The following is a 17639-nucleotide window of genomic DNA, read 5'->3' as shown; positions in this document are numbered from 1 at the left end:
GCAGGGGGAAAGGTGTCCGATGGCTGAATACATCCCGATCGAGCTGCCGGAAAACCCGCGGCTGGCACAGAACATCATCCACTTCGCGCGGGCCCTGCGCCGCGCCGGCCTGCCTGTCGGGCCGGGCCGGGTGATCGACGCGGTGCGCGCCGTCGAAGCGGCCGGGTTCACCGACCGGATGGATTTCTACTGGACGCTGCACGCCTGTTTCGTGAACCGCCCCGAACACCGCACCGTCTTTGCCCAGATCTTCCGCCTGTACTGGCGCGATCCGCGCTACCTTGAACACATGATGAGCCTGATGCTGCCCGCCGTGCGCGGCGTGCAGGAGGAAAAGCTGGCCATGGCCGCCGAAAAGCGCGCCGCGCAGGCGCTGCTGGGCGATCAGATGCCCGAACTGCCCGAACGCGAACAGGGCGAGGAAGAGGGCACCCAGATCGAGATTGACGCCTCGATGACCATGTCGACCGAGGAAAAGCTGCGCACCCTCGATTTCGAACAGATGTCGAACGAGGAAATGGCCCAGGCCAAGCGCATGCTGGCGCGGCTGAAATTGCCGGTCAAACCGATCATGTCGCGCCGTTCCATGGCCTCGGCGCAAGGCCACCGGCTGGATTACCGCAAGACGATCCGCGATGCCCTGCGCCGCGGCGGCGAAATCCACAGCATTGCCCGTGCCAAGCCGCGCCCGCGCTGGCCCAATCTTGTGGTGCTGTGCGACATTTCCGGCTCGATGAGCCATTACAGCCGCATGGTGCTGCATTTCCTGCATGCGGTGGCCAACGAAAAGGGCGCAGGCTGGGCACGCGTGCATGCCTTTACCTTTGGCACCCAGCTGACCAACATCACCCGCCACCTTGCCACCCGCGATGTCGATGCCGCGCTCAAGGCGGCCGGCGCCGAGGCGCACGACTGGGAGGGTGGAACCCGCATCGGCCAGTGCCTGCACCAGTTCAACCGCGACTGGACGCGGCGCGTCATGGGGCAGGGCGCCGTGGTGCTGCTGATCACCGACGGGCTGGACCGCGACGACGCAGGCGCGCTGGAGAAGGAAATGGAGCGGTTGCACCTGTCCTCCCGCCGCCTGATCTGGCTGAACCCGCTGCTCCGCTGGGATGGCTTTGCCCCCAAGGCCACCGGCATTCGCGCCATGCTGCCGCATGTGCACAGCTTTCGCGCGGGCCATTCGATCGCCTCGCTCGAAGATCTTGCAACGGCGATTTCGCGCCCCGACGACATGGGCGAAAAAGCGCGCTTGATGCAGATGCTCTGAGCGCGTCCCTTATCGCGCTTTGTCCGGGCCATTATATACTCTCCGACGCCCCTGGACGGGCTGCGATGAAACCAAACCCGCCGTTGGTGCGTTTCTTCTGCAAGCCCGATCCAGGGCATGGAGGAAAGGACCCCCAGATGAAGTCGATTTTGTTTGCCACCGTATCGGCCAGCGTGCTGGCGCTGGGCATGAGTGCCCCTGTCATGGCGCAGGGCAACGGCTCGCTGCTCGGAGGCCTGCTTGAGGCGCCCAGCGAAAAGCAACTGCGCAAGCTGCAAAAGCTGTGCGAGGCCGGCAAGCCTGCGCCCGAGGGTCTGGACTGCGCCATGCTGGACAGCCTGGCCGCCCCCGCCGAGGCCCCCGAAGCCGCGCCCGAGGCCGAGCCCGCCCCCCAGGCCGCTGAACCCGCGCCCGAACCTGCGCCCGAACCTGCGCCTGCGCCGCAACCAGCCCCGGAACCTGCGCCCGAACCGCAGCCTGAACAATCCACCGCTGCGCCGCAGTCAGCCCCTGCGCCGGAACCCGTCCCCGAACCCGCGCCGCAGGCCGACAGCGCCGCCGCCCCTGAACCGGCCCCTGCGCCCCAGACACCCAGCGTCGATGACCTGTTCAAACGCCTTGGCGGACAGGACACGGCCGATACCGCGCCCAAGGGCGATGCGGCCCCGGCCGCTGACGCTGCTGATGCGGCCCCCGCTGCCGACGATGGCCGCGATGCCCAGCCCGCCCCTGAACCGACCCCCGCGCCCGATACCGCCACCGCGCCCAAACCGCCCAGCGTTGACGATCTGTTCAAGCGTCTTGGCGGTCAGGATCAGGCCGATGCCCTGGCCGATGAGGATGATGCCCCGGCCGCCGCTGCCGCAGGCGACGATAGCCGCGACGGCCAGTCCGAACCGCAGGTGATCGAACAGACGATCACCAAGGACGACGTGCGCCAGTCCTCGGAAGACTTCGACACCGGCCTGCTGTCAGGCAAGAAAGGCAAGGACAAGGGCAAGGACAACGACAGCAATATCGACGTGCTGGCCGGGGCTGCCCTGTTGGGAATTGGCGCCGTAGTTCTGTCGGATATCCTGTCCGACGACCAGCGCGTGGTGTCCAACAGCGGCGACCGCGTGGTGATCGAGGACAAGGGTCAGCTGCGCGTGCTGCGCAATGATGATGCGCTGCTCAGCCGCCCCGGCGCGGATGTGCAGACCTATCGCTATGACGATGGCTCGACCCGCAATATCGTCACCTACGAAGATGGCTCGCAGGTGGAAACCATCCGCGCCGCCGATGGCCGCGTGCTGCGCCGGACCCGCATCCTGACCGACGGCACCGAGGTTGTCCTGTTCGATGACACCCAAGCCAGCGAACGGGTGGTGGTCAACGATCTGCCGCAGGTCACCGACCGGCAGTCGCTGAACTATCGCGACGTCGCGGCGCAGGACCTGGCCGCCGCGCTGGCCGCGCAGCAGGGCATCGACGCCGGGCGCAGCTTTTCGCTGAGCCAGATCCGCAACATCGACGCGGTGCGCAAACTGGTGCCAGAGATCACCGTGGACACGATCAACTTTGCCACCGGTTCGGCCGCGATTCGTCCCGAAGAGGCGGCGGACCTTGCGGCGCTGGGCAACGCCATGCGCCGGATGATCGACGCCAACCCGGCCGAGGTTTTCCTGGTCGAAGGCCATACCGACGCGGTGGGGCAATACAGCTATAACCTTGCGCTGTCTGACCGCCGGGCGGAATCCGTGGCGCTGGCGCTGACCGAATACTTTGCCGTTCCGCCGGAAAACCTGGTCTTGCAAGGCTATGGAGAGGGCGATCTGCGCATCCAGACCGATCTGGCCGAACGCGCCAACCGCCGCGCCGCCGTGCGCCGCATCACGCCGCTGCTGCGCTGACGGAACTGGAAATCAGGCCCCCACCCAAGACGCGGGTGGGGGCCTTTTTCGTTATTGGGTCAAGGGGTTGAGGCTGCCAAAGATATGGCTGACGCCGACGCCCGGGTCGGTTTCGCTGCTGACCGAATGGCAGGTAAAGCAGTTCTCCGAGGTAAACCCGTTGTGGTCGGGGTATTGGTGAAAGGTTTCCATCGTGGAGTTGGCCAGACGCAGCCCGCCGCGAATGTTGCCGTCGCTGCCGCCCAGCGGCAATTGCCCGTCCACCGTCCAGATCCCGCCGATCTGGTAGTAATTCCCCCGCACATCGCCAAGCGCGTCCAACTGGGACATGAGCGAGACGTTCAGCGACACCAGATCGGTGTTGTTGCCCGCATCGTTGTTCGGCCCCGGCGCCACACCCCAGGGATTCTTGAGCGCGTTCTGCACCGGACCGATCGTCATGCCTGTCGCCGCCGCGATATCGCCGTTGCTTTGCTGCGAGGCATTGGGGACGATTTCGGGCGGGGTATAGGTATCGTCCACCTCGAAAATCCAGTCGCCCTTGGCGCTGTAGGCCTGCAGCGACTGGGTGCCTGCGGTGGTGGTATAGACATAGTCAGCCATCGGCGCGTTGTTGACGTGCTCGTAGCTGATCCAGACCAGTTCGGGATGGCCCAGAACCGGGGCGACGATGTGAATGCCGACCAGCGCCAGTTCCATCGGCTGTGTGCCGTCCAGCGTCCATTGCGTGTCCGAGGTCATCGTATACTTGGGCACCGTCGCGCTGGCGGTGACGAATTGCGTCTTGTCCGCGACGGTGCTGGCATCCACCCACGAGGTTTTCAGCTCCATCGTCGAAGCATCCAGATCACTGATCGTTGCGCCCTTGGCGGTTGCATAGTCGACGACCTGCTGCGCCGCCGCCTGCGTGGTCGGAAAATCCTTGGCCATGTCGCCGGTAAAGGTGCCGTCAACCACCCCGGTGCGGAACCAGGCGTAGATGTCATTGGCGTGCACCCCGTAATAGACCAGCGAATTGTTGGCGCTGATCAGCACATCGCCGCCGCCGGCCTGTCCGGTGCCTTCGGAGTCGATCGGCTTGACGCTGCGGGTCTGCATGACGGTCGGGCCCGCGTCATTGGGCACGAACTGGCGTTTGCCGCTGCCATCGGGCATCACGTCGTAAAAGCTGTCGCCGTCGATGGTCACGCCGCCCGCCGGGTCGGGCGAGGTCAGCCACAGGAACATCTGCGCGCCCCATTTATAGAAATCGCACTTGGTGTTGGTGGCCGAGGGCGGAAAGTCGAAACCGTTGGCAGGCTTGACAGCGCCGCCGCCTGCGGCCGTGCCGCTGTCGAACCATGTACCAAAGGCGGTCGGATCCACCGCGCAGCTGGCCTGCGCATCGGTCGGCAGCACGTTTTGCGCCTGCGCGGGCGCGGTAAGTCCGCAAAGGGCGATCACACTGACCGAACAAAGATGAGCCCGCGCGCGGGCCGTGTCGAAGAACCGTTCCATGAATTTTCCCCCGTTGAAATATGACGGGGATAGTCACCTTTCGGGTGACGTTAAGTCAAGAAAAATTCCCCAAAAGGTTGTGCCCTGCGGAGAATCTGAAATTTCAGATTGCACAAGCCCGTCTCGCAGGCGGCAGGTCAGACCATCATTTCCTTTGTCGCCGTCAGGGTGATGTCGGGGTAATCCCGTTCGATCCGGTCGATGTCCCATTGCAGGCGCGTCAGATAGACGACGTCGCCATCGTGGTCATAGGATATATGCTGCTTGTTGGCGTTGATGAACTTGTCCACCGCCGCCTTTGGTCCGGTGACCCAGCGCGCGCTGGTGAACTGCGAGGCGTCAAAGCGCACCGGCAGACCGTATTCCAGCTCGATCCGGCTTCCCAGAACCTCGAATTGCAGGGCGCCGACGACGCCGACGATAAAGCCCGAGCCGATCATCGGTTTGAACACCTTGGCGGCACCTTCCTCGGCGAATTGCATCAGCGCCTTTTCAAGGTGCTTGGCCTTCATCGGATCGCCCGCGCGCACAGTTTGCAGCAGTTCCGGCGCAAAGGACGGAATGCCCGACACGCGGATCGCTTCGCCCTCGGTCAGGGTGTCGCCAATGCGCAGCTGGCCGTGGTTGGGAATGCCGATGATGTCGCCGGCCCAGGCCTCTTCGGCCAGTTCGCGGTCCGAGGCAAGGAACAGCACGGGGTTCGAAATCGCCATGGGTTTCTTGGTGCGCACATGGGTCAGCTTCATGCCGCGCAGGAAATGCCCCGACGCCAGCCGGACAAAGGCCACGCGGTCGCGGTGCTTGGGGTCCATGTTGGCCTGCACCTTGAAGACAAAGCCGGTGACCTTGGGTTCCTCGGGCGCGATGCTGCGCGGCGTTGCCTTTTGCACCTGCGGTTCGGGGCCATAGGTGGCGATGCCCTCCATCAGTTCCTTGACGCCAAAGGAATTGATCGCCGAGCCGAACCAGATCGGGGTCATGTGCCCCTCAAGCACCGATTGCGGGTCAAGGGTGGGCAGCAGTTCGCGCGCCATCTCGACCTCTTCGCGCAGCTGCGTCAGCAGGTGGGCGGGGATGTGATCGGCAAGGCGGGGATCGTCCAGACCGTCCAGCCTGATCGACTCGGCCACCACGTTGCGGTCGGCCCGGTCCATCAGTTCCAGCCGGTTGTTGAGCATGTCGTAACAGCCCAGGAATTCGCGACCCATGCCGATGGGCCAGCTGGCCGGGGTCACGTCGATCGCCAGATTTTCCTGAATTTCGTCAATGATGTCAAAGACGTCGCGCGCCTCGCGGTCCATCTTGTTGCAAAAGGTCAGGATCGGCAGATCGCGCAGGCGGCAGACCTCGAACAGCTTTTGGGTCTGGCTTTCCACGCCCTTGGCCCCGTCGATCACCATGACGGCGGCGTCCACGGCCGTCAGCGTGCGATAGGTGTCTTCCGAGAAATCCGAGTGCCCGGGCGTGTCCACCAGATTGAAGCGGAAGGATTTGAAATCAAAGGACATGGCCGAGGCGCTGACCGAGATCCCGCGATCCTTTTCCATCTGCATGAAGTCCGAGCGCGTGCGCCGCGCCTCGCCCTTGGCGCGGACCTGTCCGGCCATCTGGATCGCCCCGCCGAACAGCAGGAACTTTTCCGTCAGCGTCGTCTTGCCCGCATCAGGGTGCGAGATGATGGCAAAGGTGCGCCGCCGGGCAATCTCGGCGGGCAATTCGGGGCGATTTGAGGCGGTGTCCAACATGAGCGCGCGTATAGGCAGACGGCGCGTCCTTGTCCACTGCTGCGTTGGCGCGGACGGCGCGGCGCGAACAAAGCGCCAGATTTTTACCGGTGTTAATGCGCGAACGCCCCGGGTTTGCTTCAATCAAAGGGCGAAGCGCGCCCCTTGGAGAGGAGACAAGCCATGACCAATACCGACGACATCTATGGTGTGGGCGGGTTCGGCAACACGCAGAAAAAACTGCTGGTCGAGCAGGCCTATAAAAAGGGCAAGGACCGCCGCAAGAAACACCACGACGATCCGGCCAATTCGGGTGGTCCGCGCGATGACGGGTATCAGAACATGAGCCCCGAGGAAAAAGAAGCCTACAAGCGGGGCCATCGTGGCGATTGAGGATCGCCCGGGAAAGGACAGCGACATGCCCAAGATGCCCAAGACCGAAGACGGCCGGGACATCTGCCCGCATTGCGGTGCGGTGCTTTTGACGCGGACGGACTATCGCAATCACCTGACCTTGCAGATGTGCAGCGCGCAATCCGAGGGCGGGCTATGGCCCAAGGAGTTGCGCGGCGCACCCGAAAGACCAGGCTGGGACGACAGCGACATGGCGCCGCCCAAGGGGCTGCGCAAATAGGCACAAGGCCTGGCGCGGCCAGGCAAGGGGGGGCAGGCGGACCGGCAGGGGAGGGCCGGTCCGCCAATGCGCCCGGTGCCGATATGGGCAATGGCGTCTAGCCGCCCGAGGATTTGCGCAGGATGTCGGCCGCATCGGGGCGCGCCAGCAGGGTTTCCTGCACTTCCAGCGCGCGGTGGCCGCTGCCGGCGTGACCGGGGATCAGCTCGGCCAGCTTTTCATTCAGCTCGTCCGGTAGGACCGCCGAGGTGCGGCTGTCCACCAGCATGCTTTCGGCGGCGATGCCTTCGGCATAGATGATCTGGTGATCGTCGAACAGCATCTGGTAATAATCGACAAAGCCGCCGGTCAGCCTTGTGATGGTATCGCCGTTCACCAGGTGTCGCGCCCGCACCAGCAGTTCGGCGCGGCCTGCGCCCAGCCGGTCCTGGCGCTGATAGATGAACAGCCGGAAATCGGGCGAAACGATCAGGTCTCGGGTGTTGTTCAGCGTGCCCTGCCGGATGCAGATCGGCGCAAAGGCCCCGACGGCGCGCACGGTCTGGTGACCGATCCAGCGAATTTCCTGGATGCCGGCGTCGCGGGTCAGCACCTTGTCACCGATGGCGATCTCTTCGACCGGCTTTTGCGCCCCTGATGCCATGGTGATCGCGGTGCCCTTGGTAAAGGACACGCAGGCCACCTGGGCAAAGCGTTGCAGGGCATTGTCGCGGTTCACCCCGACCAGCACGTAATCGGCCTTTGGGTTCATCGGGGCCAGCGGCAGGGCATAGACCTGCATGGCATGGCCCTGGGCATCGGTTTCCACCAGCACAAGGCATTCGGTGGTGGCGCCATCGCCGCTCATGAAGGTGACGCAGCAATCCAGATGCAGATCGGCGCCGGGGGTGCCGCTTTCGCTGTCTTCGGCGATTTCAAAAGGCGAGGTGGCGGAATTGATGACACCCAGCTGAACCGTCGAGGCCAGCGGCGACAGGCTGTAAATGTCGTCCATGCACAGCTCGTCCGCGAACCCCAGCGCGTCGCCCAGGTTTGCGCCATTGACCACGCGCAGGAACTCTGCCCGGTAGACAGGCAGGCTTTGACTGGGGCGTGGGGTGTCGGACTGGTTCATGATAAGGTCTCAGGGGGCCACATAACCTGTGGGAAATCAATAGCGCACCCCCATTGTATGCCGGGGGAATGTGGCATCATATGGCCCGGTAGCTGGCCATTTACCGGCCATGAACGGCGAACAGGATATCAGGGAGAAGGCGATGGATCTGGGAATTCGTGGAAAGCGCGCGCTGGTTTGCGCGTCCAGCAAGGGTTTGGGACGCGGCTGCGCCGAGGCATTGGCCGAGGCGGGGGTCGATCTGGTGATGAACGCGCGCGGCTCCGAGGCTCTGGAACAGACCGCCCAGTCGATTCGGGATCGGTTCCAGGTGCAGGTGACGACCGTGGCCGCCGATATCGTGTCCGAGGAGGGCCGCGCCAAGGTGCTTGAGGCCGCCGGCGACGTCGACATCCTGGTGACCAACGCGGGCGGTCCGCCCCCGGGCATGTGGAGCGATTGGACGCGTGATGATTTTCTCAAGGCGCTGGACGGCAACATGCTGACGCCGATTGCCCTGATGACCACGCTGATGCCCAAGATGATCGACAAGGGCTGGGGCCGGGTGGTGAACATCACCTCGCAATCGGTCAAGGCGCCGATCGCGGTGCTGGGCCTGTCGAACGCGGCGCGCACCGGTCTGACCGGCTATGTCGCGGGCACCGCGCGGCAGGTGGCGCCGCAGGGGGTGATCGTCAACAACCTGCTACCGGGCATTCATGCGACGGACCGGGCGATTTCGCTGGATACCGGCGTGGCGCAGCAGCAGGGGATTTCGCTGGACGAGGCGAAGGCGCAGCGCGAGGCCACGATCCCGGCACGCCGCTATGGCACGCCCGAGGAATTCGGCGCGATGTGCGCCTACCTGTGTTCGCAGCATGCCGGGTTCATCGTTGGCCAGAACATCCTGCTGGATGGTGGCGCGACGCTTGCCACGATCTGATGGCGCGCGGGCCTGACGGCAAGGGCGGCGGCGCGGGGTTTTCGCTGGCTGACCAACTGTTCAACGCGGGCAGCATCGGGGATCTGGCGCGCGACTTTGCCGTGCTGCCCGGCTTTGACGCCGATGGCTTTGCGGCGCAGGTCGTCGCGGGCCTGGCGGGGCGCGGGCTGATGGAACGGCTCGACTGGATCGCCGATTGCCTTGAAGCGCGCCTGCCCGCAGGCTTTCCGGCCATGGCCGAGGCGCTGGAGGCGGCGATGCCGCCGCCTCTGGACCCGAGCTTGCGGGACAACGACTTTGGCCGGTTCATCCATGCTGTGCCGGGAATTCTGGCGGTACGCCATGGGCTTGAGGATCACCGCGACCGCGCGCTGGACCTGCTGCACAAGGCCACCCAGCGGTTTTCGATGGAATACTACATCCGTCCCTTCCTGAATCGCTGGCCGGACGAAACCCTGGCCCGGCTTGACGTTTGGGCGCGCGACGACAATTACCACGTGCGCCGGCTGGTCAGCGAAGGCACCCGGCCCAAGCTGCCCTGGGCGCGCAACATCACGCTGGACCCCGCCGTACCCCTGCGGTTTCTGGATGTGCTGCATGGCGACAAGACGCGTTTTGTCACGCGCTCGGTCGCCAATCACATGAACGATCTGTCCAAGATTATGCCGGACGCGGTGGTGACGCGGCTGCGCGCATGGCAGGCCGAGGCGCGGCAGGACCCGCGCGAAATGGCCTGGATCACCCGCCACGCCCTGCGCACGGCGGTGAAACGCGGGGAACGCGGGGCGCTGGACCTGCTGGGGTACCGCGCCGGGGCGGTGTCGGGATCGGTGGCGATTGCCACGGACCCGGTGGCGATTGGGGACCGCCTGCGGTTCAGCGTGACGCTGCAAACGAATGAGGACCTGCCGCTGCTGGTGGATTACCGGCTGCGCTTTGCCCGGCCAGGCGGGACGGCGGAAAAGGTGTTCAAGCTGAAAAGCGTGCAGGCAAAGGCCGGGCAGCCGGTGGTTCTGGACAAGAGCCATGTCATGAAGGGTGATGCCACGACCTTTCGGCTGTATCCAGGCGCCCATGCGGTGGTTGTTCAGGTCAATGGACAGGACGTGGCAGAGGCCGGGTTTGACCTGATCGAGGCCGACTCGGCAGCGGGGTAGAAGCCCGTCCTACTCAGGTGGCCTGCGGACCTGTAGGGCGGGGGGCTGTGCCCCGCAGGCGCTGCGTCAGGCCTTGGCCCATTTCGCTTCGAGTTTTTCCAGCGCCTTGATGCGCTCTTCGGTCTTGGGGTGCGACATCATCCAGGCGGGCACGGCGCCGCCGCGCGACTGGGTCAGCGCCTCGAGTTTGCGGAACAGCGACTTTTGCGGCGCGACGCCGATGCCGGCCTTGACCAGCAGCGCGGCGGCGTATTCGTCCGCCTCGTATTCGTCGGACCGCGACAGGCGCGCGGCCAGAAGCGAAGTCAGCCCGTTGGCGATATAGACCCCGATGCCGGGCAAAAAGCGCGACAGGACCATCGCCATGGCGGTGCGCAGGGCGTTCTGGCCGGAAAAGTCGATCATCCTGCGGCGCGAATGCCCAAGCGCCACGTGCCCCAGTTCATGGGCGATGACGCTGGCCATTTCCTCGGCGGTGACTTCGCCGCTTCGGTACTTGGCAAAGAAACCGCGGGTGATGAAGATCCGCCCGTCGGGGGCGGCCAGCCCGTTGACCGGCTCGATCTCGTAGATGTTCACGCGGATGCGCGGCAGGTCCAGCGCTGCGGCCATGCGGTCGGTCAGCTGCTTGAGGCCCGCATCGGCGAGCTCGGTGGACTTGGCGTCCAGTTCCTTGCCGGTGCGCCAGGCCGAGAAACGGTACATGACGAGCGCATAGGCGATGGCGAGAAGGATCGGTGTGAACTTGATCATGGTGGGAATATGGGGCGGCTGCGGGCGCAGGGAAAGGGGGGCTGCGGTCTTTGTGTGCCGGGCGCCGTGTCGGGCCGTGGCATGGGGGCGCTGCCCCCGGCTCTGACGAGCCTCCCCCGGGATATTTGTCGCACAAAGAAACACGGGGGGGGGGGAGAGAAGGGTCAGGCCGCCCGGAAAGGGGGCGGCCTGTGTGGTGCGGTATCAGCCGAAGAGTGCGCCGAAGGTGCCACGATAGAGGTCCGAAAGCTCGGCCAGCGGGGCTTCGGACTGGCCCATGCGGATGCTGTCGCCGGTGAACTTGCCGACCGATTTGATCGTGACGCCGGCCTTGCCGGCAGCGATCATCAGCGCCTCGGCATTGTCGAAGCTGCAGGCGATCAGGTAGCGGGCCTGGTCTTCGCCGAAGAGGGTGGCGGTGTCGTCGGTGTCGAGGTGCACGCCGACGTTCGAGGCCTCGGCCATTTCGAAGGCGGCCAGTGCAAGGCCGCCGTCGCTGAGGTCGGTGCAGCATTTGATCAGCGCGCGGTTGGCGCGGATGAAGTCGCCGTTGCGCTTTTCGGCGGCCAGATCCACATGCGGCGCGTCGCCATCGGTGCGGTTGAAGACCTCGGCCAGCAGGGCGGATTGGCCAAGGTGGCCGGCGGTTTCACCCACCAGCAGGGCAACATGGCCGTCGCGCGCATAGCCAAGGATCGGGTCCTCGTTCGCGGCGATGAGGCCCACGGCGCCGATGGTGGGGGTCGGCAGGATGCCCTGACCGTCGGTTTCGTTGTAAAGCGACACGTTGCCCGAGACGATCGGCATGTCCAGCGCGATGCAGGCCTGACCGATGCCGTCCAGCGCGCCGACGAATTGGCCCATGATGGCGGGCTTTTCGGGGTTGCCGAAGTTCAGGTTGTCGGTGGTGGCAAGGGGTTTTGCTCCCACGGCGGTGAGGTTGCGATAGGCCTCGGCCACGGCCTGCTTGCCGCCTTCGACCGGGTTTGCCTTGACGTAGCGGGGGGTGACGTCGCTGGTGAAGGCCAGCTTCTTGTCGGTGCCGTCGACGCGGATCACGCCGGCGCCAAAGCCCGGGATGCGCACGGTGTCGGCCATGACCTGACTGTCGTACTGGGTGTAGACCCATTCGCGCGAACAATAGTTCGGCGATGAGATCAGCCCGCGCAGCCCGTCGATCGGGTCGATCTGCGGGACATCGTCCAGCGGGGCGGCGGGGGCGGTGGGCTCCCATGGGCGGTCGTATTCGGGCGCGGAGGAGGACAGGCGCGACAGCGGCATGTCGGCCTTGCATTCCCCGTTGTGCATGATGAGAAAGCGGTCTTCGGCGATGGTTTCACCGACGATGGCGAAATCGAGGTCCCATTTGTCAAAGACGGCCTTTGCCTCGGCTTCCTTGGCCGGGTCGAGAACCATCAACATGCGTTCCTGGGATTCGGACAGCATCATTTCATAGGCGGTCATGCCCACTTCGCGCTGGGGGACCTTTTCCAGATCCAGCCGGATGCCCAGCTTGCCCTTGTCGCCCATTTCCACGGCCGAGCAGGTCAGGCCCGCCGCGCCCATGTCCTGAATGGAGATCACCGCGCCGGTCTGCATCAGTTCCAGCGTCGCCTCCATCAGGCGCTTTTCGGTGAAGGGGTCGCCAACCTGAACGGTGGGGCGCTTTTCCTCGATGCTTTCGTCGAATTCGGCACTCGCCATGGTGGCGCCGCCAACGCCGTCGCGCCCGGTCTTGGCGCCCAGGTAGACAACCGGGCGGCCAACGCCCGAGGCGGCCGAGTAGAAAATCTTGTCCGCATCCGCCAGACCGGCGGCAAAGGCGTTCACAAGGCAGTTGCCGTTGTAGGCGGGGTCAAAGCGGACCTCGCCGCCGACGGTGGGCACGCCAAAGGCGTTGCCGTAGCCGCCGACGCCTTCGACGACGCCATGCACCAGCTGGCGGGTCTTGGGGTGGTCCTTGACGCCAAAGGACAGCGAATTCATCGCCGCGATGGGACGCGCGCCCATGGTAAAGACATCGCGCAGAATGCCGCCGACGCCCGTGGCCGCGCCCTGGTAGGGTTCGATGTACGAGGGGTGGTTGTGGCTTTCCATCTTGAAGACCACGGCCTGCCCGTCACCGATATCGACCACGCCGGCGTTTTCACCGGGGCCGCAGATGACCTGCGGGCCGGTGGTCGGCAGGTTTTTCAGGTGGATCTTGGAGGATTTGTAGGAACAATGCTCGTTCCACATGGCCGAGAAGATGCCCAGTTCGGTGAACGTGGGTTCGCGGTTCATGATGCGCAGGATCTCGGCGTATTCGTCCGGCTTGATCCCGTGTGCTTCGATCAGCTCTTGTGTGATGGCAGGTTCTTGCATGTCGTCCCCCAAAATCGTCCCCACGTGTGGCGTCGCGCGCTCTTTACGACAAGGAAGGCAGGGGGGGAAGGGTGCAGTCAAGAAATGTGGCCTGCTGTTGTGACGCGGGCAGGGCGCGCGGGATTGACCGCCCCGTGCAAAGCGGGTTGAGTTGCCCAAGGCCAAAAGGGGACCCCATGCAGATCATCGACAACCCGTATGCGGGACAGGGGCTGACAATGCCCGGCATTCCCGCGCCCAGCATTGATCACAAGGCCCCCGCATCGCTGTTGCGGCAATGCCCTGAACATGGGGTGACCCCGATGATCGACGCGCAAGGCCTGGCCAGGCGGCTGGGGGTGGCGCAGGTCCGGGTCAAGGATGAACGCGGGCGCATGGGGCTGGGCAGCTTCAAGGCGCTGGGCGCGGCCTATGTGATCGCGCACGAGGCGGTGCAGGCGGGCGGCGATTTTGCGACGGCACTGTCGGGGCGCTGCTATGTGACGGCCAGCGCCGGGAACCACGGGTTGTCGGTGGCGGCTGGGGCGCCGGTCTTTGGTGCGCGGGCGGTGGTTTACCTGTCCGACACGGTGCCCGAAGGCTTTGCCGCAAGGCTGCGCGCCAAGGGGGCCGAGGTTGTGCGCGCGGGCCATGACTATGAGGAGTCGATGCAAGCCGCCTTTGAGGCCGCCGAGCGGAACGGCTGGACGCTGCTGAGCGATTCCTCGTGGGAGGGATATACCGCGCTGCCGCATCGCCTGATGGAAGGGTATCTGCAAATGGCGGCTGAATGCCTCGATCAGATCGAAGAGCCGACCCATATCCTGTTGCAGGCCGGTGTCGGCGGTCTGGCCGGGGCCTGCGCGGCGCTGTTTCGTGCACGATATGGCGAAGGGCCGCGGATCATCGTGGTTGAACCAGATGCCGCGCCCGCCCTGCATGCCAGCATCGGCGCGGGGCAGGCGGTGGAAACCCGGGGGCCTGTGTCGATCATGGGGCGGCTGGACTGCAAGGCGCCGTCGCTGATCGCGCTCAAGGGGCTGTCGCGCGATGCCAGCGCCTTTGCCCTGATCACCGAAGCCGAGGCCGAGGCGGCGATGCCCATCCTGCACGCCGAGGGGTTGGAGACATCGCCATCGGGCGGCGCGGGCCTTGCGGCGGCGCTGGCGGACCCCGGGGCGCTGGGCCTTGGCCCGTCGTCGCGGGTGCTGGCGATCCTCAGCGAAGGGCCGGATGCATGAGGGGCTTTGATCGGGCCGAATATCAGGCCCGGGTCACGCGTGCGCAGGCGGGCATGGCGAAACGCGGTCTGGCGGCGCTGTTGCTGACCACCGAGGCCGAGATGCGGTATTTCACCGGTTTCCTGACGCGGTTCTGGGAAAGCCCGACGCGGCCCTGGTTCCTTGTGGTCCCTGATAGCGGCAAACCGATTGCGGTGATCCCCTCGATCGGGGCTGCGTTGATGGCCAGGACATGGATCACCGATATCCGCACATGGTCCGCGCCCGATCCTGACGACGATGGCATCAGCCTGTTGGCCGATACGCTGCGCGAGGTCGCAGGCGCCGGGATGGTGGGGATGCCCATGGGGCGCGAAAGCGTGCTGCGGATGCCCCTGCGCGATTTCACCCTGCTCGAGGCGCAATTGGGCACCCTGGCCATCGTCGATGACACCGGGCTGATGGCGGGCTTGCGCGCGGTGAAGTCATCCGCCGAGATCGACAAGATCCGCACCGCCTGCCAGATCGCCGGACGCGCCTTTGACCGGGTGGGCGAGATCGCCGCGCCGGGGGTGCCTCTGGCGCAGGTGTTTCGCGACTTTCAGGGCCTGTGCCTTGCGGAAGGCGCTGATTGGGTGCCCTATCTGGCCGGGGGCGCGGGGGCGCGGGGGCGCTGGGCTATGACGATGTGATCTCGCCGGCCTCGGACGTGCCCTTGCAGGCGGGGGATGTGCTGATGCTGGACACCGGGCTGGTCTTTGACGGCTATTTTTCGGACTTTGACCGCAACTGGGCACTGGGCCGTGCCGATCCGCGCGCGCAAGACGCCTGGCACAGGCTGCAAGAGGCGCGCGAGGCCGCGCGCAGCATCGCGCGCCCCGGCGCCACGGCCGCCGATCTGTTCCACGCCATGCACGCGGTTGTCGGCGGCGGGGACGCTGGGCGGCTGGGCCACGGGCTGGGAATGCAACTGACCGAAGGGCTGTCGCTGATCGCCGGGGACCATACGGTGCTGCAACCGGGCATGGTGATCACGCTGGAACCCGGGATCGGGCTTGAGGGCGGCGGTATCATGGTCCACGAAGACGTCTTTGCCATCACCGAGGACGGGGTCGACCAGCTGTCGCCGCCTGCCGCGCCTGATCTGCCGGTGCTGGCATGACGCAGGTCTTTGACTTTACCCTTGGCCCCGCCTTGGGTGAACGCGCCGCGCTGGGCCTGATCGTGCTGCAATCGGACGAGACGATCGAACACGACTTTCGCCGCCTGATCCCGTCACAGGGCGTGTCGCTGTTCGTCTCGCGCATCCACTCCGCGCCCGAGGTGACCACCGAAACCCTTGCGCAGATGGAGGCGCGGATGCCCGAGGCCGCAACTCGCCTGCCGCGTCCCATCGGGTTCGATGCCGTGGGCTATGGCTGTACCTCGGGGACCTCGGTGATTGGCGCGGCGCGGGTGGCGGACCTGATCCGGCAGGGCTGCGCCACGCGCACCGTCACCGAACCGCTGTCGGCGCTGATCGCGGCCTGCGGGGCGCTGGGCGTGACCCGGCTGGCATTGCTGTCGCCCTATGTCGAAGAGGTGTCCGAAGGGCTGCGCCGGGCGCTGGGCGGGGCCGGGATCGCAACGCCGGTTTTTGGCACCTTCAACGAGGCCGAGGAAACCCGCGTCGCGCGCATCGACGGGGCGTCGATCCTGGCGGCAGGGCGGGCGCTGGCACAAAATGGCGGGGCGCAGGCGCTGTTCTTGTCCTGCACGAACCTGCGCACGCTGGATGTGATCGACCGACTGGAGCAGGAAACCGGCCTGCCGGTGCTGTCCAGCAACCAGGTGCTGGCCTGGAACATGCTGCGTCAGGCCGGGATCGCCGATGCGATTCGAGGGGCTGGCCGCCTGATGTTGGGCTAAAAAAAAGGCCGAGCTGAAAGCTCGGCCGTAGTCCAACAGGGAGGTATGAAGATGCTGCGCCAAACAGCGCTGCACCGTCCATGTGCCAAATATTGCATCGAAAATGATTCAATCAAGGCAAAACATGTCGCAGGTGCAGCAATTCCGGTATGCGTGTTTTGCAGGCCACACCACCTGAGGATGAGTTCAGTCAGCCCCCATAGCCCTGCGGGACCGGCGGTGTGCCATGATTTCCTCTTGGACAAAGTCGCGAAAGGCGGCGACGCGCTTGGATTGGCGCAATTCTTCGGGGTAGGCCAGAAACACCGGCACCTCGGTGGATTCGATTTCCGGCAGGACCCGCACAACATGCGGGAAATCCTCGATGATATAATCGGGCAGAACGCCGATGCCCAGGTTTGACAGCACCGCCTGCAACACCCCAAAGTAGTTGTTTACCGTCAGCGTCGAGTGGATGTCATAGGTCATCAGCTCTTGCACCAGCTGCATCCCGGAACTGACCTGCGCCGACCGGATGTTCTGACAGATCAACCTGTGATTGCTCAGGTCCTCGGCGCGTTCGGGCGTGCCATGCGCCGCCAGATACTCGGGAGAGGCGTAGAGGCGCATCTTGATCGTCATCAGGCGCTTGCGCACAAGGTCCGCCTGGCTGGGTTCCTTCATGCGGATGGCCACGTCGGCCTCGCGCATGGGCAGGTCAAGAACCCGTTCTTCCAGCATCAGGTCGATGTTCAGATCGGGGAACTTTTCGTACAGCTTGGTCAGGCGCGGCGCCAGCCAAAGCGCGCCAAAGCCATAGGTGGTGGTGACCTTGAGCTCGCCGAACACCTCTTCTTCGCTGTCGCGGATGCGGGCGGTGGCGGCGTCGATGCGTTTGAGCATGGCCTGCGTGGCATCGAACAGCAATTCGCCCTGTTCGGTCAGAATCAGGCCGCGCGCATGGCGGTGGAACAGCGTGGTGTTCAGCGATTCCTCGAGCGATCGGATCTGCCGCGAAACCGCCGACTGCGACAGGTGAAGCGAGTCGCCAGCATGGGTCAGACTGCCGGCATCCGCCACGGCGTGAAAGATTCGTAGCTTGTCCCAGTCCATTTTGGTCACATCTTTCTGTTGCGCGGTGGGTTGTTGAAACGAATGCATAGTTAAATGCCACCTTAATGTAACCGGTGAAAAACACAAAAAATTCCCTGTTCAGGTCAGCT

General features: G+C 65.0%; 14 protein-coding genes and 1 pseudogene. 9 read left to right on the top strand and 6 right to left on the bottom strand.

Annotation, left to right across the window (positions count from 1 at the left end; all coding sequences use genetic code 11):
- Positions 1–19: 19 nt before the first annotated feature.
- Both QF118_RS14125 and QF118_RS14120 read left to right on the top strand, forming a co-directional pair.
- Positions 20–1273, top strand: a complete 1254-nt coding sequence (locus QF118_RS14125; protein ID WP_282299687.1) for a vWA domain-containing protein — start codon at positions 20–22, stop codon at positions 1271–1273.
- A gap of 137 nt (positions 1274–1410) precedes the next feature.
- The gene (locus QF118_RS14120) at positions 1411–3165 is read left to right on the top strand and encodes an OmpA family protein (RefSeq protein WP_282299686.1); all 1755 of its coding nucleotides are present in this window, start codon (positions 1411–1413) and stop codon (positions 3163–3165) included.
- A 51-nt stretch (positions 3166–3216) separates the two neighbouring features.
- On the opposite strand, the gene QF118_RS14115 is transcribed toward QF118_RS14120, so the two are convergent.
- Entirely contained in the window at positions 3217–4662 is a 1446-nt protein-coding gene (locus QF118_RS14115) for a hypothetical protein (protein ID WP_282299685.1), read from the bottom strand.
- A gap of 137 nt (positions 4663–4799) precedes the next feature.
- Positions 4800–6407, bottom strand: coding sequence for a peptide chain release factor 3 (locus QF118_RS14110; RefSeq protein ID WP_282299684.1), 1608 nt, complete (start codon positions 6405–6407; stop codon positions 4800–4802).
- A gap of 162 nt (positions 6408–6569) precedes the next feature.
- Here QF118_RS14110 and QF118_RS14105 point away from each other — a divergent pair, with 162 nt between their 5' ends.
- The gene (locus QF118_RS14105; RefSeq protein WP_282299683.1) at positions 6570–6779 is read left to right on the top strand and encodes a hypothetical protein; all 210 of its coding nucleotides are present in this window, start codon (positions 6570–6572) and stop codon (positions 6777–6779) included.
- Between the two features lie 25 nt (positions 6780–6804).
- The gene (locus QF118_RS14100; RefSeq protein WP_282299682.1) at positions 6805–7020 is read left to right on the top strand and encodes a hypothetical protein; all 216 of its coding nucleotides are present in this window, start codon (positions 6805–6807) and stop codon (positions 7018–7020) included.
- A gap of 97 nt (positions 7021–7117) precedes the next feature.
- On the opposite strand, the gene QF118_RS14095 is transcribed toward QF118_RS14100, so the two are convergent.
- Positions 7118–8134 (bottom strand): Hint domain-containing protein, encoded by a 1017-nt coding sequence (locus QF118_RS14095; protein ID WP_282299681.1) that lies wholly within the window; start codon positions 8132–8134, stop codon positions 7118–7120.
- A 142-nt stretch (positions 8135–8276) separates the two neighbouring features.
- Between QF118_RS14095 and QF118_RS14090 the strand changes: the two genes are divergently transcribed.
- Both QF118_RS14090 and QF118_RS14085 read left to right on the top strand, forming a co-directional pair.
- Complete coding sequence (locus tag QF118_RS14090) at positions 8277–9056, top strand: SDR family oxidoreductase (RefSeq protein WP_282302483.1); 780 nt, start codon at positions 8277–8279, stop codon at positions 9054–9056.
- A complete protein-coding gene (locus QF118_RS14085; RefSeq protein ID WP_282299680.1) occupies positions 9056–10213 on the top strand; it encodes a YhaZ family DNA alkylation repair protein in 1158 nt (385 codons plus the stop codon). The genes QF118_RS14090 and QF118_RS14085 overlap by 1 nt, the downstream gene beginning before the upstream one ends.
- 66 nt (positions 10214–10279) lie before the next feature.
- Here the strand turns inward: QF118_RS14085 and QF118_RS14080 are convergent, their stop codons facing one another.
- Together QF118_RS14080 and purL are read right to left on the bottom strand one after the other, a co-directional pair.
- A complete protein-coding gene (locus QF118_RS14080; protein WP_282299679.1) occupies positions 10280–10966 on the bottom strand; it encodes a M48 family metallopeptidase in 687 nt (228 codons plus the stop codon).
- 204 nt (positions 10967–11170) lie between these two features.
- Positions 11171–13330, bottom strand: a complete 2160-nt coding sequence (gene purL, locus QF118_RS14075; protein WP_282299678.1) for a phosphoribosylformylglycinamidine synthase subunit PurL — start codon at positions 13328–13330, stop codon at positions 11171–11173.
- Positions 13331–13506: 176 nt separating this feature from the next.
- Here purL and QF118_RS14070 point away from each other — a divergent pair, with 176 nt between their 5' ends.
- The 3 genes and pseudogenes from QF118_RS14070 (at position 13507) to QF118_RS14060 (ending at position 16437) form a co-directional block, all read left to right on the top strand.
- Positions 13507–14550, top strand: coding sequence for a pyridoxal-phosphate dependent enzyme (locus tag QF118_RS14070; protein ID WP_282299677.1), 1044 nt, complete (start codon positions 13507–13509; stop codon positions 14548–14550).
- Positions 14547–15691: pseudogene (locus QF118_RS14065) on the top strand (M24 family metallopeptidase). The gene QF118_RS14070 and the pseudogene QF118_RS14065 overlap by 4 nt, the downstream one beginning before the upstream one ends.
- Positions 15688–16437 (top strand): maleate cis-trans isomerase family protein, encoded by a 750-nt coding sequence (locus QF118_RS14060; protein WP_282299676.1) that lies wholly within the window; start codon positions 15688–15690, stop codon positions 16435–16437. The pseudogene QF118_RS14065 and the gene QF118_RS14060 overlap by 4 nt, the downstream one beginning before the upstream one ends.
- A 186-nt stretch (positions 16438–16623) precedes the next feature.
- Here the strand turns inward: QF118_RS14060 and QF118_RS14055 are convergent, their stop codons facing one another.
- Entirely contained in the window at positions 16624–17529 is a 906-nt protein-coding gene (locus QF118_RS14055) for a LysR family transcriptional regulator (RefSeq protein WP_282302482.1), read from the bottom strand.
- Positions 17530–17639 lie beyond the last annotated feature (110 nt).

It is taken from the genome of Tropicibacter oceani, assembly GCF_029958925.1.
In the GTDB taxonomy this organism is placed as follows: Bacteria; Pseudomonadota; Alphaproteobacteria; order Rhodobacterales; family Rhodobacteraceae; genus Pacificoceanicola; species Pacificoceanicola oceani.
The sequence above is the reverse complement of the archived record's forward strand: the minus strand, read 5'-3'. Positions and strand labels throughout refer to the sequence as shown.